Raw genomic sequence first — 23,025 nt, 5'->3', positions numbered from 1 at the left:
GGGCGGCCGTTCGGTGCGGGGCGACGGCGATCAGCCGCCGCGGCGCATCAGGTCGAAGAACTCGGAATTGCTCTTCGTCTGGCGGATCTTGTCGAGCAGGAATTCCATTGCCTCGACTTCGTCCATGTCGTGGATGAACTTGCGCAGCACCCAGATCTTCTGAAGGATCTCGGGCTTGATCAGCATTTCTTCGCGACGCGTGCCCGACTTGTTCAGGTTGATCGACGGATAGACGCGCTTTTCCGCGAGACGGCGCTCGAGGTGCACTTCCATGTTGCCGGTGCCCTTGAACTCTTCGTAGATCACGTCGTCCATGCGGCTGCCGGTTTCGATCAGCGCGGTGCCGATGATCGTCAGCGAGCCGCCTTCCTCGATGTTGCGTGCCGCGCCGAAGAAGCGCTTCGGACGCTGCAGTGCGTTCGCATCGACACCACCCGTCAGCACCTTGCCCGACGCCGGGATCACGGTGTTGTATGCACGGGCGAGACGCGTGATCGAGTCGAGCAGAATCACGACGTCGTGCTTCATTTCGACGAGGCGCTTGGCCTTCTCGATCACCATTTCGGCGACCTGCACGTGACGCGTGGCCGGTTCGTCGAACGTCGACGCGATCACTTCGCCGGCGACCGAGCGCTGCATTTCGGTCACTTCTTCAGGGCGCTCGTCGATCAGCAGCACGAACAGGATCACGTCCGGGTGGTTCTGCTTGATCGCGTGCGCGATGTGCTGGAGCATCACGGTCTTGCCCGACTTCGGCGACGCGACCAGCAGGCCGCGCTGGCCCTTGCCGATCGGCGCGATCATGTCGATGATGCGGCCCGTGACGTTTTCTTCGCCGCGCATTTCGCGTTCGAGCGACAGCGGCTTGTTCGGGTGCAGCGGCGTGAGGTTCTCGAACATGATCTTGTGTTTCGAGGCCTCGGGCGGCTGCCCGTTGACTTTGTCGACCTTCACCAGCGCGAAGTAGCGCTCGCCGTCCTTCGGCGTGCGGACTTCACCTTCGATGGTGTCGCCGGTATGCAGGTTGAAGCGGCGGATCTGCGACGGGCTGATATAGATGTCGTCGGTGCTCGCGAGGTACGACATTTCCGGCGAGCGCAGGAAGCCGAAGCCGTCCGGCAGCACTTCGAGCGTGCCGTCGCCGAAGATCGTCTCTCCCGTCTTGGCGCGCTTTTTGAGAATGGCGAACATCAACTCCTGCTTGCGCAGGCGGTTCGCGTTTTCGATCTCCAGGCCATTGGCCATTTCGATCAGTTCGGACACGTGCAGAGACTTGAGCTCGGATAAATGCATACGGAGAACCCGCCAGGGAGGAGAAGCGACGAAAAGAAATAAGGGAGGAGGGCGAGCGGAAGCGCTCTGAGACTTAATGCGTCTTGTAGACGTTTTTTGATTCTAGCATATGCCGATTCGAGCCTGAGCGGCCGATCGGCGGCATGACGGCGGACGTGTTGTCGGTTGACAACACGTCCGCGTAACGGCCGGTATTACAGGTGGCTGTCCAGGAATGCGGTGAGCTGCGACTTCGACAGCGCGCCGACCTTCTGTGCGGCGGCCGCGCCGTTCTTGAACAGGATCAGCGTCGGGATGCCGCGCACGCCGAACTTCGCAGGCGTCGCCTGGTTGTCGTCGACGTTGATCTTCGCGATCTGCAGCTTGTCGCCGTAGTCCTTCGCGACTTCGTCGAGGATCGGGGCGATCATCTTGCACGGGCCGCACCATTCGGCCCAGAAGTCGACGAGCACGGGCTTGTCGGATTTGACGACGTCCTGTTCGAACGATGCGTCGCTGATGTGTTTGATCTGTTCGCTCATTGGGTCAATACCTCTTACGGTTCGGGGACTGCCTGCTCGGCGCGTTGCGGCGCTCCGGCCGCCTGACGGCTGCCGGTCGCTGCGGCAGGTCGCTCCGCTCTCCGTAAGGAAGGGCGTAGGCGCTGCTGGCGCGGCTCGCGGGTCGTTCGGGCGTCATATTAGCCTAAATTGCTATCCGCTGCGGGCGGCGATAGTAGCCGCTTCGCGAGTAGGGGTACGACGCGCCGTTCGACCGTTGCGTTTCGAAGGTGGAGGCCGGCTCGCAAAATACAAGAGCTGACGTAATGGGTACGCTGGTATGCGCGTGCTCGGGCTCGCTTTTCATGTGCCTACGCGCGCCGGTTCACTCGATCGTTTGCATTGTTGCGAACAAACGGTCGCATTTGGCCAGGAGCGGTGATAGAATATGCCGTGACGGGCCTCCTCGCATGGTGGGGCGGTGAACCTGGTCAGGTCGGGAACGAAGCAGCCACAATCGTTTTCTGCCAGTGCCGAGGGTTGGGCTCGTCACCTTCTCTCTCGCCCCGTTCGTTGGGCGTTTTTTATTTCTGCGGCATTCTCCGTTTTTCCTGCGCGTTGCCCGTTTTCCGCACCGTTTCGCGTGTCGGCGCGACGCAGCGTTACTGATACAATTTCCCGATGACCTATCAAGTTCTCGCACGCAAGTGGCGTCCGAAGGATTTCGCTTCGCTCGTCGGCCAGGAGCACGTCGTCAGGGCGCTCACGCACGCGCTCGACGGCGGGCGTCTCCATCACGCCTATCTGTTTACCGGAACCCGCGGTGTCGGCAAGACGACGCTGTCGCGGATCTTCGCGAAAGCGCTCAACTGTGAAACCGGCGTCACGTCGCAGCCGTGCGGCGTGTGCCGCGCATGCCGCGAGATCGACGAAGGCCGCTTCGTCGACTACGTCGAGATGGACGCGGCGAGCAACCGCGGCGTCGACGAGATGGCCGCGCTGCTCGAGCGCGCGGTGTACGCGCCCGTCGATGCGCGCTTCAAGGTCTACATGATCGACGAAGTGCACATGCTGACGAATCACGCGTTCAACGCGATGCTGAAGACGCTCGAGGAACCGCCGCCGCACGTGAAGTTCATCCTCGCGACCACCGATCCGCAGAAGATTCCCGTCACCGTGCTGTCGCGCTGCCTGCAGTTCAACCTGAAGCAGATGCCGGCCGGGCACATCGTGTCGCACCTCGAGCGGATCCTCGGCGAAGAACGGATCTCGTTCGAGCAGCAGGCGCTGCGTCTGCTCGCGCGTGCCGCGCAGGGCAGCATGCGCGATGCGCTGTCGTTGACCGACCAGGCGATCGCCTATTCGGCGAACGAAGTGACCGAATCGGCTGTGTCGGGCATGCTCGGCGCGCTGGACCAGACCTACATGGTGCGCCTGCTCGATGCGCTCGCGGCCGGCAACGGCCCGGAGATCCTCGCGATCGCCGACGAGATGTCGCTGCGCAGCCTGTCCTTTTCCACCGCGCTGCAGGATCTCGCGAGCCTGCTGCACCGGATCGCATGGGCGCAGTTCGCGCCGGGCTCCGTGCTCGACGAATGGCCGGAAGCGGCCGACCTGCGCCGTTTCGCGGAGACGCTGAGCCCCGAGCAGGTTCAGCTGTTCTATCAGATCGCGACGGTCGGACGCGCGGAGCTTGGCCTCGCGCCGGACGAATACGCCGGCTTCACGATGACGTTGCTGCGGATGCTCGCGTTCGAGCCGGCTGTCGGCGCCGGCAGTGCGCCGGGTGGCCAGCCGGCCACGCCGCGTGCGGTGACGGCACCCGCGCCGCGTGCGGCTGCTGTTGCCGTGTCGGCTGCGGCGCCGAAGCCGTCGACCCCGGCACCGGCACCGGCACCCGCGGAAGCAGCGCGCCCGCAAGCTGCCGTGCCGACCGCTCCCGCTGCACGTCCGTCGCCGGCGCAGTCCGACGATGCGACGATTGCATCCGCTGTGAAGCCTGCTGCGTCGCCGGCTGCGGCTGCGGCCGAAGCACCGGCCGCACCGCAGTCGGAACCGAAACCGGCGTCTCAAGCAGCGCCTCAAGCGGCACCGCAAGCAGCACCTCAAGCGGCACCGCAAGCAGCACCGACGACCGATGCGCCGCCGGCAGCCCGCGACGAACCTGAACCGCCCGCGGTTGCCGCCAAGCGCCACGACGAACCCGCACCGCCTGCCGAACCGGCACCGCGCGCTGCGCCGGCCAAACCGGCCGAGCCGGCCGCACGTCCGCCGGCCCGCGGTGGCGCCGCCGCCGCGCTCGACGTGCTGCGCAATGCCGGCATGCGCGTGTCGTCCGACCGCTCGCGGGCAGGCGCCGCGCCGAAATCGGCGGCGGCCCAGCCGGCCGTTGAAAAACCGGCCGCCGCGCGTCCTGCCGTGCAGGTGCCGACGCCGCGCGCGGCGGCCCGTGCACCGCAAGCCGCCGACACGCGCCAGGCACCACCGCCGTGGGAAGACATCCCGCCGGACGAATACGTGCCGCTCAGCGCCGACGAGATGTTCGGCGGTGCGGCCGACGACGGTTTCGTCCCGGTATTCGACAGCGGCCCCGACGACGTGCGCATCGCGCCGAAGCCGGTGGACGCGCGTCCGTCCGCACCGGTCGACACGCGTCCGCTGCCGCCCGCGATCGCGCTCGATCCGCTAGGCTTCGACGGCGAATGGCCGGCGCTGGCCGCGCGGCTGCCGCTGAAGGGCGTCGCGTATCAACTCGCGTTCAACAGCGAACTGACGGCTGTCGACGCGACGACGTTGAAGCTGTCCGTGCCGGTGCCGCAGTATGCGGATGCCGCGCAGGTCGCGAAGCTGAAGGCCGCATTGGCCGACGCGCTCGGCAAGCCGGTCGAGGTCGCGGTCGAGGTCGGGCCCGCGCGGCGCACCGCGGCGGCGCTCGATGCGGCCGCACGCGCGGCACGCCAGCGCGAGGCCGAGCAAGACATTCATGGCGATCCGTTCGTCCAGCAACTCGTGCGTGACTTCGGCGCGCGCATCGTCGAAGGCTCGGTGCGGCCGCTCGCCGATGCGGCGCCGGACGGCACGCCGCCGACGCTGCATTGAACGAATCGCACCGCGACAGGCACAATCACGCCCGCACACATTGACCGGCACGCGCCGCGTGCCGGGTTTCACACGATCAAGAAGGAGTATTCCCATGTTGAAAGGCAACCTCGCCGGACTGATGAAGCAAGCGCAGCAAATGCAGGAAAACATGAAGAAGATGCAGGAGCAGCTTGCGTTGATCGAAGTCGAAGGGCAATCGGGTGCCGGCCTCGTCAAGGTGACGATGACCTGCCGCAACGAAGTGCGCCGCGTCGCGATCGATCCGAGCCTGCTCGCGGACGACAAGGACATGCTCGAGGACCTGGTTGCGGCCGCGTTCAACGATGCCGTGCGCAAGGCCGAAGCGACGTCGCAGGAAAAGATGAGCGGCATGACGTCGGGCCTGCCGCTGCCCCCGGGCTTCAAGCTGCCGTTCTGAGCGCAGCGTCCGTTCAGCCCGATCAGCCTGTTGAGCCTTCAGCCGCCGTATGAAACAGCCGTCCGCCTTGTCCGCGCTCGTCGAAGCGCTGCGCGTATTGCCCGGCGTCGGGCCGAAATCCGCGCAGCGCATGGCGTACCACCTGATGCAGCACGATCGGGAGGGCGCGGAGCGGCTCGGCCGGTCGCTGCTGTTTGCGACCGAGCACCTGCAGCACTGCGAGAAGTGCAACACGTTCACCGAAGCGCAGATCTGCGAGCTATGCAGCGACGAGGAGCGTGATCCGACGCTGCTGTGCGTCGTCGAGACGCCGGCCGACCAGATCATGCTCGAGCAGACGATGACGTACCGCGGGCTGTATTTCGTGCTGATGGGGCGGTTGAGCCCGCTCGACGGGATCGGCCCGAAGGAAATCCATTTCGACCGCCTCGTGCGGCGCGCGTCCGACGGCATCGTCAAGGAGGTCGTGCTCGCGACCAACTTCACGAACGAGGGCGAAGCCACCGCCCACTATCTCGGCCAGACGCTGAAGGCGCGCGGGCTCGCGGTCACGCGCCTCGCCCGCGGCGTGCCGGTGGGCGGCGAGCTCGAATACGTCGACGCGGGCACTATCGCCCGCGCGATGCTCGACCGCCGCACGATGTAAGCCGGGCGCCGCCGCTCGGCGGCGCCGTTCGTCATGTCAGGGAGATACATGAGCACCAGCCAGGGCCCCCTCGCGGGCGTCAAAGTGCTCGAATTCGGGACGCTGATCGCGGGGCCGTTCGCGTCGCGCCTCTTTGCCGAATTCGGCGCGGAAGTGATCAAGATCGAGGATCCGAACGGCGGCGATCCGCTGCGCAAGTGGCGCAAGCTGCATCCGGAACAGGGCGGCACGTCGCTGTGGTGGTCGGTCCAGGCGCGCAACAAGAAATCGGTCACCCTCAATCTGAAGTCCGAGGCCGGCAAGACGATTGCGCGACAGCTCGCACGCGAGGCCGACATCGTGATCGAGAACTTCCGTCCGGGCCTGCTCGAAAAGCTCGGCCTCGGCTACGACGTGCTGTCGGCCGACAATCCCGGTCTCGTGATGGTGCGCCTGTCCGGCTACGGGCAGACGGGCCCGTATCGCGACCGGCCCGGCTTCGGCGCGATCGCCGAATCGATGGGCGGCTTGCGCCACATCACCGGCTATCCGGAGCTGCCGCCGCCGCGCATCGGCATCTCGATCGGCGATTCGATCGCGGCACTGCACGGCGTGATCGGCGCGATGATGGCGCTCCACCACCGCAACATGAACGGCGGCGCGGGGCAGGTGGTCGACGTTGCACTGTATGAAGCGGTGTTCAACATGATGGAAAGCGTGGTGCCCGAGTACGGCGTATACGGGATGGTGCGCGAGCGCACCGGAGCGTCGCTGCCGGGCATCGTGCCGTCGAATACCTACGCGTGCCGCGACGGCAGCATCGTGATCGGCGGCAACAGCGACCCGATCTTCAAGCGGCTGATGAAGGCGATCGAGCGCGACGACCTCGCCGACGATCCCGCGCTCGCACGCAACGACGGACGCGTGCCGCGTACGCAGGAAATCGACGATGCGATCGCCGCGTGGCTCGCGCCACGCACGATCGACGATGCGCTGGCCGTGCTCAACGCGGCCGACGTGCCGGCAGGGCGCATCTACAGCGCCGCCGACATGTTCACCGATCCGCAGTTCATCGCACGGCAGATGATCCAGCGCTTCAAACTCGCCGACGGCACCGACATTCCGCTGCCGAACATCACGCCGAAGCTGTCCGACACGCCGGGCGAAACGCGCTGGCTCGGGCCGGAGCTCGGCGAGCATACGGACGAGGTGCTGCGCGGCCTCGGCTACGACGCGCAGGCGATTGCCGCGCTGCGCGAGGCCGGCGCGATCTGAGCGTCGCGCTACCGGGCGCGGCGCGCCGGGTCTGCCGAAGTGGCGCGCGACGGCACGTGGTTCGGTGCGGTAAACCCGGCGTCCGGGTGTTTTCCCGAACGTGCGAAAAGCTGGCGCCCGATGCGGCGGCGCACCGCGTGCGCATCGTGCGTGCGGGCCCGTCCGCAGCCGCGGGACTGTCGCTCTCGCGCCATCTTTCCTCGGTTACAATCGCCGGATGCGAATCCTACTCAGCAACGACGACGGCTATCTCGCCCCCGGTCTCGCCGCGCTCAGCGACGCGCTGCAGCCGCTGGCCGAACTCACGGTGATCGCGCCCGAGCAGAACTGCAGCGGCGCGTCGAATTCCCTCACGCTGTCGCGGCCGCTGTCGGTCCAGCGCGCGGCGAATACGGGTTTCTTCTACGTGAACGGCACGCCGACCGATTCGGTGCACGTCGCGTTGACGGGGATGGCCGATGCACGGCCGGATCTCGTCGTATCCGGGATCAACAACGGCCAGAACATGGGCGAAGACACGCTCTATTCAGGGACAGTTGCAGCCGCCACCGAAGGCATCATGTTCGGCGTGCCGGCCATCGCGTTCTCGCTGGCCGATAAGGGCTGGGCCCATCTGGCGGACGCGGCGCGCATCGCCGCGGAAATCGTCGCGCACTACCTCGCGCATCCGCTGCCCGGCCAGCCGCTGCTGAACGTCAATATTCCGAACCTGCCGTACGACCAACTGAAAGGCTGGAAGGTCACGCGCCTCGGCAAGAGGCACCCGTCGCAGCCGGTGATTCGCCAGACCGACCCGCGCGGCGAGCCGGTCTACTGGATCGGTGCCGCCGGTGCGGCGCTGGACGCGAGCGAAGGCACCGATTTCCACGCCGTCGCAAACGGTTTCGTGTCGATCACGCCGCTGCAGCTCGATCTCACGCATACGCAAATGCTGCCTGCCACGCGCGAATGGGCGCGGGCAGGAGGACGGGCTTCATGAGCGGCGAGCGCGCGAAGCGGTTCCCGCTCGCGCTCGAAGATCTCAAGCGAGCGCCACGTAAATCCGAAGGCCGGGCCGGCGAACGCCATGCGGCGAGCGCGGTGCCGAAGGCCGTCGACAAGCCGGCTACCGTGCTGAAGCCGGTGGCGGTAAAGGTGAGTGCCGCTCGCGCTTTGCCCGGCACGACCGCCGCGAAGCCGGCGACCGCACCGAAGCCGACCGCGCTGAAGCCCGCGATGCCGAAGCCGGCCGCGCCGAGCATCGCGCCGGCAGGCGCGTTCGCGCTGACCTCTGAACGTGTGCGCGAGCGGATGGTCGAACGCCTGCGCGCGAACGGCGTGACCGATGCGCGCGTGCTGGATGCGATGGCCGCGGTCCCGCGCCACATGTTCGTGGATCAGGGGCTCGCGACGCAGGCCTACGAAGATGCCGCGTTGCCGATCGGTCACCAGCAAACGATTTCAAAGCCGTCGGTCGTCGCGCGCATGATCGAGCTCGCGATGGCCGGCCGCACGCTCGAGCGCGTGCTCGAGATCGGCACCGGTTGCGGCTACCAGGCCGCCGTGCTGAGTCACGTGGCACGCGACGTGTATTCGATTGAACGCATCAAGCCGCTCTACGAGCGCGCGAAGCTGAACCTGCGGCCGCTGCGCGTGCCGAACATCCGTCTGCACTACGGCGACGGGCGTGTCGGCCTGCCGTCCGCGGCGCCGTTCGACGCGATCGTGATCGCGGCGGCGGGGCTCGACGTGCCGCAGGCGCTGCTCGAGCAGCTCGCGATCGGCGGGCGGCTCGTCGCGCCGGTCGGCGCGCAGAGCGGGCAGCACCAGGTGCTCACGCTCGTCGAGCGCGTCGCGCACGCGCAATGGCGGGAGTCACGGCTTGATCGCGTTTTCTTTGTCCCTTTAAAATCCGGAGTGATTTGAAACCGATGAGTATGTTGCGCGCGATGCAAAACCACCGAACCAGGGAACCGCTCACGTTCGCCCAGCGCGCGATCTGTGTGGCTGCGTTCTCCACGCTGCTGGCCGCCTGTGCGACGCGGCTCGACAACGCGCCCGTCGTCGACCGCTCCGGATCGCTCGGCACGACCGCCGCCGCACAGCCGGCGGTGCCGCTGGGCCCGCCGCCGCCCGGCTTCTATCGTGTGAAACCGGGTGACACGCTGTACCGGATCGCACTCGAGAACGGGCAGAACTATCGCGACATCGCCACCTGGAACAACCTGGCGAACCCGAACCAGATCGAAGTCGACCAGCTGCTGCGCGTCGCGCCGCCGGGCGGTGCCGCGCTTGCCGGCTCGCAGGTTGCCGCGCCAATCGGCGGCGCCGCCGTTGCGACCGCACCGCTCAGCAGCGGTCCGGCCACGCCCGCTGCGGGTTCGTCGTCGGCGATCACGCCGCCGGCTGCCGCCGCATCGAGCGATACGGCAGCTGCGCCGAGCGGCCCCGTGACGTTTGCATGGCCCGTGCGCGGCCCCGTGCTGAACGGTTTCGACGACGCGAAGAACAAGGGCGTCAATATCGGCGGCACGGCCGGCGAAGCCGTGAAGGCGGCGGCCGACGGCCGCGTCGTCTACTCGGGCAACGGGCTGCGTGGCTACGGCAACCTCATTATCATCAAACACGATGCAACTTACCTCACGGCGTATGCACACAATCGCGCTTTGATGGTAAAAGAGGGGGACGCGGTAACGAAGGGGCAAAAGATCGCCGAGATGGGTAACAGCGATGCCGACCGCGTGATGCTGCATTTCGAGGTTCGCCGGCAGGGTAAACCTGTCGATCCGCTGAAGTATTTGCCGCCTCAATAACCGAGACGACCATGCCGAAATCGAAGCGCCACGAGCCGCAAGCCGATTCTGAGAAGATCAGTCGTGCCACGCAAGCATCGGTGGAGCGGGCTGGCGCTTCGACGGACGATGAAGACGACGTCGCGGAAAACGAACGCGATGTCGAGGCACGCGACGCCGAAGCGGACGGCGACGACGAGCGCGAAGGCCGTGCGGAGGCCGCGCCCGACGTCGACGATTTCCGCGCATTGCTGCAGGCCGAACTCACGGCCGACACGATCCAGCATTACCTGAACCGCATCAGCGTGAAGCCGCTCCTGACCGTCGAGGAGGAGCAGCGCTATTCCCGGCTCGCGAAGGCCGGCGAATTCGAGGCGCGGCAGGTGATGATCGAGCGCAACCTGCGTCTCGTCGTCAGCATCGCGAAGGGTTACCTGAATCGCGGCGTGCCGCTGCTCGACCTGATCGAGGAAGGCAACCTCGGGCTGATGCATGCGATCGAGAAGTTCGACCCGACGCGCGGCTTTCGCTTTTCGACCTACGCGACGTGGTGGATCCGGCAGAGCATCGAGCGGGCGATCATGAACCAGGCCCGCACCGTGCGCCTGCCCGTGCACGTGATCCGCGAACTGAACCAGGTGCTGCGCGCGAAGCGCCACCTCGAAAAGAATTCGATGTCGACGGGCGAGGCGGCCGAGCGCCGCGAAGCCAGCATCGACGACATCGCCTATCTCACCGGCAAGACCGCCGAGGAAGTCACCGACATCCTCGCGCTCAACGAGCACACCGCGTCGCTCGACGCGCCGCTCGATCTCGATCCCGCGAGCAGCCTGCTCGACCTGCTGCCCGACGACCAGAGCCAGTCGCCCGACGCCGAAGTGCAGCACCGCGAACTCGAGACGCTCACGCGCGCGTGGCTGTCGCGTCTGTCGGACAAGCACCGCCACGTGATCGAGCGCCGCTTCGGCCTCAACCACATCGAACCGGCCACGCTCGAGGAGCTGGCCGACGAGATGGGACTCACGCGCGAGCGCGTGCGGCAGATCCAGCAGGAAGCGCTGGTGCGCCTCAAGCGGTTCTTCGCCTCCAATGGCGTGCGCAAGGACGCCGTTCTGTAACTGATGACACCGATTCTCGTTTTTGACATCGAGACCATTCCCGATGTCGACGGCATTCGCCGTCTGGAAGACCTGCCCGCAACGCTCGACGATGCCGCGGTGGCCGAACACGCGTTCGCCGCGCGCCGCGAGAAGACCGGCAGCGATTTCCTCCCGCACCATCTGCAACGCATCGCGGCGATCTCCTGCGTGTTCCGCGACAACAACGGATTCCGCGTACGCTCGCTGGGCACGCCCCAGGACAACGAGGCGACGCTGGTCCAGTCGTTCTATCGCGTGATCGAGAAATACACGCCGCAGCTCGTGTCGTGGAACGGCGGCGGTTTCGATCTGCCGGTGCTCCATTACCGTGCGCTCGTGCATGGAATCCCGGCGAGCCGCTACTGGGATCTGGGCGAGGACGACCGCGAGTTCAAGTGGAACAACTACATCTCGCGCTATCACTCGCGGCATACCGACCTGATGGACGTGCTCGCGATGTATCAGGCGCGCGCGAACGCGCCGCTCGACGCGCTCGCGAAGCTATGCGGCTTTCCGGGCAAGCTCGGGATGGACGGCAGCCAGGTATGGCCGGCGTTCCAGCAAGGGCGGATCGACGAAATCCGCAACTACTGCGAAACCGACGTCGTGAACACGTACCTACTGTATTGCCGGTTCCAGCTGATGCGCGGCGGGCTGACGCCGACCGAGTATGCGGACGAAATCCTGCTCGTGAAGAATTCGCTCGCACAGGAGCCGGCGTCGCACTGGGCCGAATACCTGGCCGGTTTCGACGCGTGAGCTCGGCCGCCCGCGTTGCGGCCGCACTCAATCTAGATCGAGTTCGAGTATGACGGGCTGGTGATCCGACGCGCGCACGTGGCTGTCGATCTCGCAGCGCGTGACGCGTGGCAGCAGCGTATCGGTCACGAACACGAAATCGCATGCGAGCGGCCCGTCCGACCATTGCACGGTGTCGTAGACGCCGGCGGTCGGCGGCGGCGTGCGGCCCGCGTGCCGGGCGACCCATGCATCGACGAACGGCGGCGCGTCGGCGATCGGCTCCAGCAGGTGCCGGTACGCATCGCTGCCGAACGCACTGTTGAAGTCGCCGCAGATGATCGCATCGCGCGGCTGGGCGGTCGCGCTGAACGGCCCGGTCGCATTCTCGGCCGGGGCGGGGTGCTCGGCATGCGCGCAGGCTTCGCGGTGCCGCGCGCGCAGCGCATCGACCTGCGCGAGTCGCTGGCGCGCCGAATAGAACTCCAGGTGCGTCGCGACGACGCGCACCGGGCCGGACGACGTCACCAGTTCGGCCTCGACCGCGACGCGCGGCATCGACGGTGCATCGGCGTCCGCCGGCCACGGCAGCAACTGCCGCAGCACGCGCGCGACCGGCAGCCGGGTCGCGATCGCGTTGCCGAACTGGCGGCGCGGCGCGCCCGGCGCGAGCGCCGGCAGGTCGGCGCCGATTGCCTCGACGATCGTATAGCCGGGCAGCAGGGCCGCCAGTTCGGCGAACTGGTCGGCGCCCGGTTGGCCGGGCAGCGCGCCGAAACCGCGCGTGACCTCCTGCATGCACAGCACGTCGAAGTCGCCGAGCAGGCGGGCGGCGGCGAGCGTGCGCGCGAGGTCGACACCGCCGTCCGCATCCCGACCCCATTGAATGTTCCAGTCGATCAGTCGCATGGTCGAGTCTCCTGAAATTCTTGTCTGCGAGCAGAACCCGTGCCTCCGGCCGGCCGCGTGCGCTGGGGCGCGTCCGTGCCGGCGGCGCGCTGGCCAAGCGCCTGTCTGCGGACCATTCGCGCGCCGCGCAGTGCGTCATGCGCATTCGCATCGACGCCTGCGCCACGAAAGCAGGCGATGCGGGCTTTCGTCGTCTACAATCTCGCCTTCTTCAACGTTTTGTCAGGAAAAGCTGGTGTCCGAAGCCGTCCCCACTTCTGCGCGCAAATCGAAAAATGCGCCCGTCGCGCCCGGGCCTGCCCCGGTTCTCGAGATCGAATCGCTCGACATGGAAGCGCGCGGTGTCGGCCGCACGGTGACCGAGGACGGCACGCCCGGCAAGGTCATCTTCGTCGAAGGCGCGTTGCCGGGCGAACGCGTGACCTATTCGAGCTATCGCCGCAAGCCGAGCTACGAGCAGGCGACGGTTGTCGACATTCTGCGCCCGAGCGTGTTGCGCACGCAGCCGAAGTGCAAATTCTTCGGTACCTGCGGCGGCTGCTCGATGCAGCACCTCGACATGCGCGCGCAGGTGGCGATCAAGCAGCGCGTGCTCGAGGACAACCTGTGGCACCTGTCGAAGCTGCGCGCCGAGACGATGTTCGCGCCGATCCACGGCCCGTCGTGGGGCTACCGCTACCGTGCGCGCCTGACCGTGCGCAACGTCGCGAAGAAGGGCGGCGTGCTGGTTGGATTCCATGAAAAGAAGAGCAGCTACGTCGCCGACATGACGAGCTGCGAAGTGCTGCCGCCGCACGTGTCGGCGATGCTCGTGCCGCTGCGCCGGCTCGTCGAGGGGCTGTCGATCCGCGACCGGATGCCGCAGATCGAACTCGCGGTCGGTTCGCAGGTCACCGCGCTGGTGCTGCGCGTGCTGGAGCCGATCAACGCGGACGACGAAGCGCTGCTGCGCGCGTTCGCGGACGAGCACAAGGTGCAGTTCTGGCTGCAGCCGAAGGGCCCGGACACGGTGACGCCGTTCTATCCGCTCGACGTGCCGCTCGACTACACGCTGCCGGAATTCGGCATCCGCATGCCGTTCAAGCCGACCGACTTCACGCAGGTCAACCATCAGATCAACCGCGTGCTGGTGGGCCGTGCGCTGCGCCTGCTCGCGCCGTCGCGCGACGATCGCGTGCTCGACCTGTTCTGCGGGATCGGCAACTTCACGCTGCCGCTCGCCCGGCTGTCGCGCGAGGTGGTGGGCATCGAGGGCAGTGAAACGCTGACGACGCGCGCGCTCGCGAATGCGCGCGAGAACGGCGTCGACGGCCATACGACGTTCGCGTGCCGCAACCTGTTCGAAGTGACGGGCGACGATATTCGCGCGCTCGGCGCGTTCGACAAGTTCCTGATCGATCCGCCGCGCGAAGGCGCGCTCGCGGTGTCGAAGGCGCTGGCCGAAATCGCGCAGAGCGGCGAAGGTCCGCTGCCCAAGCGCATCGTCTACGTGTCGTGCAACCCGTCGACGCTCGCACGCGACGCAGGCCTGCTCGTGCACGAGGCCGGTTACCGGCTGAAGGGCGCCGGGGTCGTTAACATGTTCCCGAATACGTCGCACGTCGAATCGATCGCGTTGTTCGAGCGCGACTGAGCGGCCGGGCGGCGGACGTAAAAAAACCGGCCCGCGGGCCGGTTTTTTCATGGGGGGCGCCGAACGTCAGTTGCGGTTGCCGCCGAAGATGCCGAGCAGCGCGAGCAGGTTCGTGAACACGTTGTACAGGTCGAGGTAGATCGCGAGCGTGGCCGAGATGTAGTTCGTCTCGCCGCCGTTCACGACGCGCTGGACGTCGAACAGCATGTAGGCGGAGAAGATCGCGATCGCGAGCACCGACACGGTGAGCATCAATGCCGGCAGGTGCAGGAAGATGTTCGCGACCGACGCCAGCAGGATCACGATTACGCCCATGAACAGCCACTTGCCGAGGCCCGAGAAATCGCGCTTGCTGACGGTTGCGATCGTCGCCATCGCGGCGAAGATGATGCCGGTGCCGCCGAACGCGAGCATGATCAGCGACGGGCCGTTCGAGAAGCCGAGGATGAAGCTCAGCAGGCGCGACAGCATCAGCCCCATGAAGAACGTGAAGCCGAGCAGCACGAACACGCCGGCCGCGCTGTTTTTCGTCCGCTCGATCGCGAACATGAAGCCGAACGCGATCGCGAAGAACGCAAGCAGGCTCATCATCGGGCTCGTGGCCGCGAACAGCGAGAAGCCCGTCGCGACGCCGACCCATGCGCCCAGCACCGTCGGAATCATCGACAGCGCGAGCAGCCAGTACGTGTTTCGCAGCACGCGATTGCGAACCTCCGCGGTGCTGACGGAGCCGCCGCGGCCGAAATTGTACGGATAGTCGTTCATGGTTTCTCCTAACATTGAACGCGTGGGCGTCCGGGGCCGGTTCGGCGCACGCGGTGTGCGGCGCAGCAAACCGGAGCAGCTATGGCTAAGATACGTTCCGCGCCGCTTGGTTTCAATGGCCGGGCGACGCAAAAACATACAGATTCGGAACCTTTCACTCGTGTAAGGGTTCAATCGCAATGATACACGGGATCGTGCTACAATAGCGGATTCATTTGAACCTGTAACTTCTTAATTTTTTGGAGTTTTTATGGCAATCGAGCGCACCCTGTCGATCATCAAGCCGGATGCGGTGGCAAAGAACGTGATCGGCCAGATCTACAGCCGTTTCGAAGGCGCCGGCCTGAAGATCGTCGCATCGCGCATGGCGCACCTGTCGCGTGCAGACGCAGAGAAGTTCTACGCGGTTCACGCAGCACGTCCGTTCTTCAAGGATCTCGTCGACTTCATGATCTCCGGCCCGGTGATGATCCAGGTTCTGGAAGGCGAAGGCGCGATCCTGAAGAACCGCGACCTGATGGGCGCGACGGATCCGAAGAAGGCGGAAAAGGGCACGATCCGCGCCGACTTCGCAGACAGCATCGACGCGAACGCCGTGCACGGCTCGGACGCTGCCGAAACGGCTGCGGTCGAAATCGCATTCTTCTTCCCGGAAATGAACGTCTACTCGCGCTAAGCTCCGGCTGGCAACAAGTAGTCAGGATTCAGCGCACGCAGCAAGGCAGCACATCATGACGAGCGAAACTTCCGTCAATCTTCTCGACTTCGATGCCGAGGGTCTTGTCGCGTACTGCGGCAGCCTCGGCGAGAAGCCGTTCCGCGCCAAGCAGTTGCAGCGCTGGATCCACCAGTACAACGCCGGCGATTTCGACGGCATGACCGATCTCGCGAAGTCCCTGAGAGAAAAGCTCAAGGGCCGTGCGTCGATCGTGATGCCCGATATCGTCAGCGATCACGTTTCCACCGACGGCACGCGCAAGTGGCTGATCGACGTCGGAAACGGCAATGCGGTCGAAACCGTGTTCATCCCGGAAGAGACGCGCGGCACGCTGTGCGTGTCGTCGCAGGCCGGGTGTGCGGTCAACTGCCGCTTCTGCTCGACGGGCAAGCAGGGCTTCTCCCGCAACCTGTCGACAGCCGAAATCATCGGCCAGCTCCGGATGGCCGAATTTGCACTGCGTGCGTCGCTCGGTCGCGCGCCCGGTCCGAACGGCAAGGCCGAACGGGTCGTCACCAACGTGGTGATGATGGGCATGGGCGAGCCGCTGCTGAACTACAGCGCGGTCGTGCCCGCGATGCGGCTGATGCTCGACGACAACGCCTACGGCCTGTCGCGCCGCCGCGTCACGCTGTCGACGTCCGGCGTGGTGCCGATGATGGACCGCCTCGGCGCCGAATTGCCGGTCGCGCTCGCCGTGTCGCTGCACGCGCCGAACGATGCGCTGCGCGACGAGCTCGTGCCGCTCAACAAGAAGCATCCGCTTCGCGAGCTGATGGCCGCGTGCCAGCGCTACCTGAAGGTCGCACCGCGCGACTTCATTACTTTCGAATATTGCATGCTCGACGGCGTCAACGACACCGAAGCGCATGCGCGCGAACTGCTGGCCGTCACGCGTGACGTGCCGTGCAAGTTCAACCTGATTCCGTTCAATCCGTTTCCGGAATCGGGCCTCATCCGCTCGAAGCCGGAGCAAATCAAGCGCTTTGCGCAGGTCCTCATCGACGCGGGTGTCGTCACGACCGTGCGCAAGACCCGCGGCGACGACATCGACGCCGCATGCGGCCAGCTGGCCGGCGCGGTGAAAGACCGCACGCGCCTGGCGGAGCGTACGGGCGCAGCAGCAAAAATCATCGAAGTTCGGGCGATTTGACGGGGACGCCTAGTCGGGGGCGCCTAGTCGGGGACGCCCGGTCGGGAGCACCAAGTCGGGGCGCCGGGGTCGGGGCTTGCCCGGGTGCGGACGCCCGAACTTCATTGCGGTACAACACGCGAATAGCGATCGGTCGCGGCGCCTCGGCGCCGCGCATGGTATGGACAGTTGCGGACGTCCGCCGGCAGGAGCCGGCGGCGCTCGCCAGTGAAGAAGAATCGACGCGAGGACAAGGATGAGTGAGCCGCAGCCATCACACGGCGCAGAGACGAATGCCGCAAAGCCGGCACCGGCGGGACTGGAAACGCTGGCGGCCGTCGGCAGCCGGTTGGCGCAGCTCCGGGAAGCGAAGGGCTGGACGGTCGACGACGTGTCGGCGCGGCTCAAGGTCGCTCCGCCGAAGCTGCGGGCGCTCGAGGCGGGCGACATCAGTCACTTGCCCGGCGTGACCTTCGCACTCGGCGTCGTGCGCAGCTACGCGAAGATGCTCGGCGTCGATCCGGAACCGTTTGCACAGGCACTGCGCCGCGAGCGCGGCGTGCCGGAAGTCGATCTGTCGATGCCCGCGTCGTCGGGGACGGATCTGCCGCGCGGCCGCGTGTCGATTCCGCTCGGCGGCTCGTCGCGCCATCATCCGTGGCTGTGGGGCACGGGGATCGTCGTCGTCGCGGTGATCGCGGTGCTCATGTGGCACACTGGCGGCGATTCGTCGAGCTGGCTCGCGCGCTTCAAGGGCAACGACGCCAATCATGCGTCGGCGGCCAGTGGGACGGTGGCCAGCGCGCCGGCGGCGTCTTCCGTCGAAGAAGCTGCCACGGGCGGCGCGTCGACGGCAGTCGGCAACGACGCTCCGGCACCGGTTGCAGCGTCGGCGTCGGCTACCCCGGCGCCGGCGCCGACGCCGACGGCTTCGACCGCCGCTGCGACTGCGTCGCAACCGGTCGTCGCGGCGGCAGCTGCGAGCGGCGCGGCCGTGCCGGCCCAGCCCGCGAGCGTCGTGGTCGCGGCAGGCCAGTCGATGGTCGAACTGAAGGTCAAGCAGGACTGCTGGTTCAGCGTGCGCGACAAGAACGGCAAGGAGCTGTTCTCGGCGCTGGTGCGGGCCGGCGAAACGAAGCAGGTCGCCGGCGACGGGCCGTTCAAGGTCACGATCGGCAACAAGGCAGGCCTCGACGCGGTCGCGTTCGACGGAAAACCTGTCGATCCGGCAAAATATTCGGCAGCGCGGGGTAACGTGGCGCGGTTCACTTTGCCCTGACGTCAAGCGCCGTGGCGACGGCCTGTCCTGGACGGGCCGCGAGGGCACGGCGCTTTTTCAATTCATGCGCCGCCTCGCGGCGCATTCCGCGTAAATGGATCTATCGATGCAATCCGAAGCTCAATCCCCACGCAGCAGTCAGATTTGTTCAACCGAGCCGGTGTTCGGCGGGCATCAGCCGCGTCGCGTGTCGCATGCGGTGGATGTCCGTTGGGGCGGGCAGCTCGTGACGATCGGCGGCGATGCGCCGGTGCGCGTGCAGTCGATGACGAATACCGATACGGCCGACGCGATCGGCACGGCGATCCAGATCAAGGATCTCGCGAACGCGGGCTCCGAGCTGGTGCGTATCACCGTCAATACGCCGGAAGCCGCGGCCGCCGTGCCGGCGATTCGCGAGCAGCTCGACCGGATGGGCGTGAGCGTTCCGCTGGTCGGCGATTTCCACTACAACGGCCACCTGCTGCTGCGCGACTACCCGGGCTGCGCGGAGTCGCTGTCGAAGTACCGGATCAACCCGGGCAACGTCGGCCAGGGCGCGAAGCGCGACACGCAGTTCGCGCAGATGATCGAAGCCGCCGCGAAGTACGACAAGCCGGTGCGGATCGGCGTGAACTGGGGCAGCCTCGACCAGGACCTGCTCGCGCGCATGATGGACGAGAACGGCGCGCGTTCGCAGCCGTGGGATGCGCAGAGCGTGATGTACGAAGCGCTGATCCAGTCGGCGATCGGCTCGGCCGAGCGTGCGGTCGAACTGGGCCTCGGCCGCGACCGCATCGTGCTGTCGTGCAAGGTCAGCGGCGTGCAGGACCTGATCGCGGTGTACCGCGAACTCGGCCGCCGCTGCGGCTTCGCGCTGCACCTCGGGCTGACCGAGGCCGGCATGGGCTCGAAGGGCATCGTCGCGTCGACGGCCGCGCTCGGCGTGCTGCTGCAGGAAGGGATCGGCGACACGATCCGCATTTCGCTGACGCCGGAGCCGGGCGCATCGCGCACCGGCGAGGTGATCGTCGGCCAGGAAATCCTGCAGACGATGGGCCTGCGCTCGTTCGCGCCGATGGTGATCGCGTGCCCGGGCTGCGGCCGCACGACGAGCACGCTGTTCCAGGAACTCGCGATGCAGATCCAGACCTACCTGCGCGAGCAGATGCCGGTCTGGCGCAAGGAGTATCCGGGCGTCGAGAAGATGAACGTCGCGGTGATGGGCTGCATCGTCAACGGCCCGGGCGAATCGAAGCACGCGAACATCGGCATCAGCCTGCCGGGTTCGGGCGAGAATCCGGCCGCGCCCGTCTTCATCGACGGCGAGAAGGTCAAGACGCTGCGCGGCGAGCGGATCGCCGAGGAATTCCAGCAGATCGTCAGCGACTACGTCGCACGCAATTACGGCCGCACCGAGGCCCTGAACTAAATTCGTCCACACACACGAACGATGACTGAACAGAAACGCAAGATCGAGAAGCTCACCGGCGTCAAGGGCATGAACGACATCCTTCCGCAGGATGCCGGCCTGTGGGAATTCTTCGAAGCTACCGTGAAATCGCTGCTGCGCGCATACGGCTACCAGAACATCCGCACGCCGATCGTCGAACACACGCAGCTGTTCACGCGCGGCATCGGCGAAGTCACGGACATCGTCGAGAAGGAGATGTACAGCTTCACCGACGCGCTGAACGGCGAGAACCTGACGATGCGCCCGGAGAACACCGCGGCCGTCGTGCGCGCGTCGATCGAGCACAACATGCTGTACGACGGCCCGAAGCGCCTGTGGTACATCGGCCCGATGTTCCGTCACGAGCGTCCGCAGCGCGGCCGCTACCGTCAGTTCCACCAGGTCGGCGTCGAGGCGCTCGGCTTCGCGGGCCCGGATGCGGATGCCGAGATCATCATGATGTGCCAGCGCCTGTGGGACGACCTCGGGCTGACCGGCATCAAGCTCGAGATCAACTCGCTCGGCCTCGCCGAAGAGCGCGCCGCGCATCGCGTGGAACTGATCAAGTACCTCGAGCAGTTCGCCGACGTGCTGGACGAGGACGCGAAGCGTCGCCTGTATACGAACCCGCTGCGCGTGCTCGACACGAAGAACCCCGCGCTGCAGGAGATCGCGCAGAACGCGCCGAAGCTGATCGATTTCCTCGGCGACGAATCGCGTGCGCACTTCGAAGGGCTGCAGCGCCTGCTGCTTGCGAACAACATTCCGTTCAAGATCAACCCGCGTCTCGTGCGCGGCCTCGACTACTACAACCTGACCGTGTTCGAGTGGGTGACCGACAAGCTCGGCGCGCAGGGCACGGTCGCGGCCGGCGGCCGCTACGATCCGCTCATCGAGCAGCTCGGCGGCAAGCCGACCGCCGCATGCGGCTGGGCGATGGGCATCGAGCGCATTCTCGAGCTGCTGAAGGAAGAGGATCTCGCGCCCGAGCAGGAAGGTGTCGACGTGTATGTCGTGCACCAGGGCGAGACGGCCCGCGAACAGGCGTTCATCGCGGCCGAGCGTCTGCGCGATACGGGCCTCGACGTGATTTTCCACTGCAGCGCCGACGGTGCGCCGGCAAGCTTCAAGTCGCAGATGAAGCGGGCCGATGCAAGCGGCGCCGCGTTCGCGGTGATCTTCGGCGAAGAAGAGGTCGCGAACGGCACGGTGGGCGTGAAGGCGCTGCGCGGTGCGGGCCAGGACGGGGAAAAGAACGCTCAGCAGACCGTACCGGTCGAAAGCTTGACCGAATTCCTAATCAATGCGATGGTTGCATCCGCCGAAGACGGCGACGACTGATCGCGCTGGCATTCGCTGACAAGAAAAGCCTGACAAGGAAGGAATCGCTCGCCGATGAGTTATCACGACGAACAAGAATCGATTGAAAGTCTGAAGGCGTGGTGGGCCCGCTGGGGCAACCTCACCACGTGGATCGTGCTCGCGGCGCTGGTCGTCGCGGCCGGTTTCAACGGCTGGAACTACTGGCAGCGCCGTCAGGCCGCCGAGGCTTCCGGGCTGTACGAGCAGGTCCAGAAGGCCGCCGCCGCGAACGACAAGGCGACGATGGCCCGCGCGGCTGCCGACATGGAAGACAAGTTCGGCAGCACGCCGTATGCACAGATGACCGCGCTCGCGGCCGCGAAGACGCTGTACGCAGCCGGCGACGCCACCGGCGCGAAGGCACAGCTGCAATGGGCCGTCGATCATGCCAAGGACGACGAGTACAAGCAGATCGCGAAACTGCGTCTCGCGTCGCTGCTGCTCGACGAAAAGGCGTACGACGCGGGCCTCGCGCTGCTGTCCGGCACGCCGGTCGATGCATTCAAGGGCCTCGTGGCCGATCGCCGCGGCGATCTGCTGGCCGCGCAAGGCAAGACCGACGATGCGCGTGCGGCTTACAAGCTCGCGCTCGACGGCCTGTCGAAGGACGACCAGTCCGCGCGCCAGCTCGTGCAGTTCAAGCTCGATGCGCTCGGCGGCTGATCCCGGCCCCCTCAACCTCTTAACTCTGCTTCGCTAACCGATGAATTTGCTGAAACGTTACGCTGTGCCCGTCGCCTGCGCGGCGGCTGTCCTGGCATTGGCGGCCTGCTCGTCGTCGAAGGACGCGCGCCGCGTGCCGACGCCGCTCACCGAGTTCAAGCCCGTCATGGACGTGCAACAGGTCTGGAAGGCGAGCGTCGGCAAGGGCGGGCGCTACCTGTTCTCGCCGGTGGCCGTGGGCGATGCCGTCTACGCAGCGGGCGAGAACGGTTCGGTCGAGAAGATCGACGCGAAGACGGGCCAGACGCTGTGGCGCACGAAGGTCGGTTCGGACCTGTCGGCAGGCGTCGGCAGCGACGGCAACCTGACCGCGGTCGGCGCGCTGAAGGGCGGCGTGTTCGTGCTCGGCGCCGACGGCAAGCAGCTGTGGAAGACGAGCGTGCAGGGCGAGATCTTCTCGCCGCCGCTGGTCGGCAACGGCCTCGTGGTCGTGCGCACGATCGACGGCCAGGTGATCGCGTTCAACGCGCAGACGGGCGAGCAGAAGTGGAACTACCGCAACCGCGCGGTGCCGCTGAACCTGCGCGTGTCGGCCGGCATGACGTTCGCGGGCGATGCGGCCGTGCTGGCGGGCTTCCCCGGCGGCGGTCTCGTCGCGATCAACCTGCAGACGGGCGAGCCGTTCTGGCAGACGCCCGTGTCGTTCCCGAAGGGCGTGACCGAAGTGGAGCGCATCAACGACGTCAGCGGTCCGCCGACGCTCGTGGGTGCCGAAGCCTGCGCGGTCACGTTCCAGGGGCAGCTCGGCTGCTTCGACGCGAACTCGGGCCGTCCGCTGTGGGAAAAGGCGTTCTCGAGCCGCAGCGGCCTCGCGCAGGACGATTCGGTCGTCGCCGGCGGCGACGACTGGTCGGTCGTGACGGCCTACGACGCGGCGAGCGGCAACCAGCTGTGGCGCAACGAGCAGTTGAAGAGCCGCGACGTCGGCGTGCCTTACCTGCTGGGCCATGCGGTCGTGCTGGGCGACTACAAGGGCTTCGTGCACTTCCTGTCGCGCGAGGACGGCAGCTTCATCGCCCGGATGAAGACCGACGGCAGCCCGATTACCGCGGCGCCGGTCCTGGCGGGCAATACGCTCGTCGTGCAGACGAAGGACGGCGGCCTGTACGGGTTCCGTCCGCGCTGACGCGCACGCAACAGCGCAATCGTGGTGCGGCGGGCCTGTCCCGTGCGCCGCGGTCGCGCAACACGAAGGCGGCCGGTGTCCCCGGCCGCTCGGTATTTGAAAGGCA

At 66.5% G+C, this 23,025-nt stretch carries 21 protein-coding genes and 1 other RNA gene; 18 read left to right on the top strand and 4 right to left on the bottom strand.

The genetic code is table 11. The features are described 5' to 3' along the window. Positions 1 to 30 precede the first annotated feature (30 nt). Both rho and trxA read right to left on the bottom strand, forming a co-directional pair. Positions 31 to 1,293 (bottom strand): transcription termination factor Rho, encoded by a 1,263-nt coding sequence (gene rho / locus C7H84_RS11275; protein WP_006478662.1) that lies wholly within the window; start codon positions 1,291 to 1,293, stop codon positions 31 to 33. Positions 1,294 to 1,487: 194 nt separating this feature from the next. Continuing rightward, positions 1,488 to 1,814 carry a thioredoxin TrxA gene (trxA, locus tag C7H84_RS11270; RefSeq protein ID WP_006402348.1) on the bottom strand — a complete coding sequence of 109 codons (327 nt, stop codon included), beginning with the start codon at positions 1,812 to 1,814 and terminating at the stop codon, positions 1,488 to 1,490. A gap of 413 nt (positions 1,815 to 2,227) precedes the next feature. On the opposite strand from trxA, the gene ffs reads away from it, so the two are divergent. From ffs to C7H84_RS11220, 10 genes are all read left to right on the top strand, one after another. Continuing rightward, positions 2,228 to 2,326, top strand: an RNA gene (gene ffs, locus C7H84_RS11265) — signal recognition particle sRNA small type. 127 nt (positions 2,327 to 2,453) lie between these two features. Next, the gene (locus tag C7H84_RS11260; RefSeq protein WP_121858890.1) at positions 2,454 to 4,871 is read left to right on the top strand and encodes a DNA polymerase III subunit gamma/tau; all 2,418 of its coding nucleotides are present in this window, start codon (positions 2,454 to 2,456) and stop codon (positions 4,869 to 4,871) included. A gap of 94 nt (positions 4,872 to 4,965) precedes the next feature. Beyond that, complete coding sequence (locus tag C7H84_RS11255) at positions 4,966 to 5,292, top strand: YbaB/EbfC family nucleoid-associated protein (protein WP_014896896.1); 327 nt, start codon at positions 4,966 to 4,968, stop codon at positions 5,290 to 5,292. Between the two features lie 49 nt (positions 5,293 to 5,341). Continuing rightward, on the top strand, positions 5,342 to 5,938 hold the full coding sequence (gene recR / locus C7H84_RS11250; RefSeq protein ID WP_059693248.1) for a recombination mediator RecR: 597 nt from the start codon (positions 5,342 to 5,344) through the stop codon (positions 5,936 to 5,938). A gap of 48 nt (positions 5,939 to 5,986) precedes the next feature. After that, complete coding sequence (locus C7H84_RS11245) at positions 5,987 to 7,192, top strand: CaiB/BaiF CoA-transferase family protein (protein ID WP_121858889.1); 1,206 nt, start codon at positions 5,987 to 5,989, stop codon at positions 7,190 to 7,192. Positions 7,193 to 7,409: 217 nt separating this feature from the next. Next, positions 7,410 to 8,171 carry a 5'/3'-nucleotidase SurE gene (surE, locus tag C7H84_RS11240; protein WP_121858888.1) on the top strand — a complete coding sequence of 254 codons (762 nt, stop codon included), beginning with the start codon at positions 7,410 to 7,412 and terminating at the stop codon, positions 8,169 to 8,171. Continuing rightward, positions 8,168 to 9,097: a protein-L-isoaspartate(D-aspartate) O-methyltransferase gene (locus tag C7H84_RS11235; RefSeq protein ID WP_121858887.1), complete on the top strand. Its 930-nt coding sequence runs from the start codon at positions 8,168 to 8,170 to the stop codon at positions 9,095 to 9,097. Before surE ends, C7H84_RS11235 begins: the two co-directional genes overlap by 4 nt. A gap of 5 nt (positions 9,098 to 9,102) precedes the next feature. Next, positions 9,103 to 9,984 carry a peptidoglycan DD-metalloendopeptidase family protein gene (locus tag C7H84_RS11230; protein ID WP_121858886.1) on the top strand — a complete coding sequence of 294 codons (882 nt, stop codon included), beginning with the start codon at positions 9,103 to 9,105 and terminating at the stop codon, positions 9,982 to 9,984. 11 nt (positions 9,985 to 9,995) lie between these two features. Further along, positions 9,996 to 11,081: an RNA polymerase sigma factor RpoS gene (gene rpoS / locus C7H84_RS11225; protein WP_121858885.1), complete on the top strand. Its 1,086-nt coding sequence runs from the start codon at positions 9,996 to 9,998 to the stop codon at positions 11,079 to 11,081. A gap of 3 nt (positions 11,082 to 11,084) precedes the next feature. Continuing rightward, a complete protein-coding gene (locus C7H84_RS11220) occupies positions 11,085 to 11,861 on the top strand; it encodes a 3'-5' exonuclease (RefSeq protein ID WP_121858884.1) in 777 nt (258 codons plus the stop codon). 27 nt (positions 11,862 to 11,888) lie between these two features. On the opposite strand, the gene C7H84_RS11215 is transcribed toward C7H84_RS11220, so the two are convergent. Continuing rightward, on the bottom strand, positions 11,889 to 12,749 hold the full coding sequence (locus tag C7H84_RS11215) for an endonuclease/exonuclease/phosphatase family protein (protein WP_121858883.1): 861 nt from the start codon (positions 12,747 to 12,749) through the stop codon (positions 11,889 to 11,891). Between the two features lie 235 nt (positions 12,750 to 12,984). On the opposite strand from C7H84_RS11215, the gene rlmD reads away from it, so the two are divergent. Continuing rightward, complete coding sequence (rlmD, locus tag C7H84_RS11210) at positions 12,985 to 14,382, top strand: 23S rRNA (uracil(1939)-C(5))-methyltransferase RlmD (RefSeq protein WP_121858882.1); 1,398 nt, start codon at positions 12,985 to 12,987, stop codon at positions 14,380 to 14,382. Between the two features lie 66 nt (positions 14,383 to 14,448). On the opposite strand, the gene C7H84_RS11205 is transcribed toward rlmD, so the two are convergent. After that, positions 14,449 to 15,147: a Bax inhibitor-1/YccA family protein gene (locus C7H84_RS11205; protein WP_121858881.1), complete on the bottom strand. Its 699-nt coding sequence runs from the start codon at positions 15,145 to 15,147 to the stop codon at positions 14,449 to 14,451. Positions 15,148 to 15,397: 250 nt separating this feature from the next. Here C7H84_RS11205 and ndk point away from each other — a divergent pair, with 250 nt between their 5' ends. The 7 genes from ndk to bamB all read left to right on the top strand — a co-directional run bounded on the left by ndk (position 15,398) and on the right by bamB (position 22,919). After that, a complete protein-coding gene (ndk, locus tag C7H84_RS11200) occupies positions 15,398 to 15,823 on the top strand; it encodes a nucleoside-diphosphate kinase (RefSeq protein ID WP_006478674.1) in 426 nt (141 codons plus the stop codon). A 55-nt stretch (positions 15,824 to 15,878) separates the two neighbouring features. Next, positions 15,879 to 17,018 (top strand): 23S rRNA (adenine(2503)-C(2))-methyltransferase RlmN, encoded by a 1,140-nt coding sequence (gene rlmN, locus C7H84_RS11195; RefSeq protein WP_044848980.1) that lies wholly within the window; start codon positions 15,879 to 15,881, stop codon positions 17,016 to 17,018. Between the two features lie 235 nt (positions 17,019 to 17,253). Continuing rightward, positions 17,254 to 18,276, top strand: a complete 1,023-nt coding sequence (locus tag C7H84_RS11190) for a RodZ domain-containing protein (RefSeq protein ID WP_121858880.1) — start codon at positions 17,254 to 17,256, stop codon at positions 18,274 to 18,276. A gap of 106 nt (positions 18,277 to 18,382) precedes the next feature. Next, positions 18,383 to 19,687, top strand: a complete 1,305-nt coding sequence (gene ispG, locus C7H84_RS11185) for a flavodoxin-dependent (E)-4-hydroxy-3-methylbut-2-enyl-diphosphate synthase (protein ID WP_121858879.1) — start codon at positions 18,383 to 18,385, stop codon at positions 19,685 to 19,687. Between the two features lie 21 nt (positions 19,688 to 19,708). After that, on the top strand, positions 19,709 to 21,049 hold the full coding sequence (gene hisS / locus C7H84_RS11180; RefSeq protein ID WP_121858878.1) for a histidine--tRNA ligase: 1,341 nt from the start codon (positions 19,709 to 19,711) through the stop codon (positions 21,047 to 21,049). Between the two features lie 54 nt (positions 21,050 to 21,103). Beyond that, positions 21,104 to 21,733, top strand: a complete 630-nt coding sequence (locus C7H84_RS11175; RefSeq protein WP_121858877.1) for a tetratricopeptide repeat protein — start codon at positions 21,104 to 21,106, stop codon at positions 21,731 to 21,733. 40 nt (positions 21,734 to 21,773) lie between these two features. Beyond that, entirely contained in the window at positions 21,774 to 22,919 is a 1,146-nt protein-coding gene (gene bamB, locus C7H84_RS11170; protein WP_121858876.1) for an outer membrane protein assembly factor BamB, read from the top strand. Positions 22,920 to 23,025 lie beyond the last annotated feature (106 nt).

The sequence above is a fragment of the Burkholderia sp. Nafp2/4-1b genome, assembly GCF_003635165.1.
Classification (GTDB): domain Bacteria; phylum Pseudomonadota; class Gammaproteobacteria; order Burkholderiales; family Burkholderiaceae; genus Burkholderia.
Note: the sequence above shows the minus strand (reverse complement) of the source record. Positions and strands in the feature narration are given on the sequence as shown.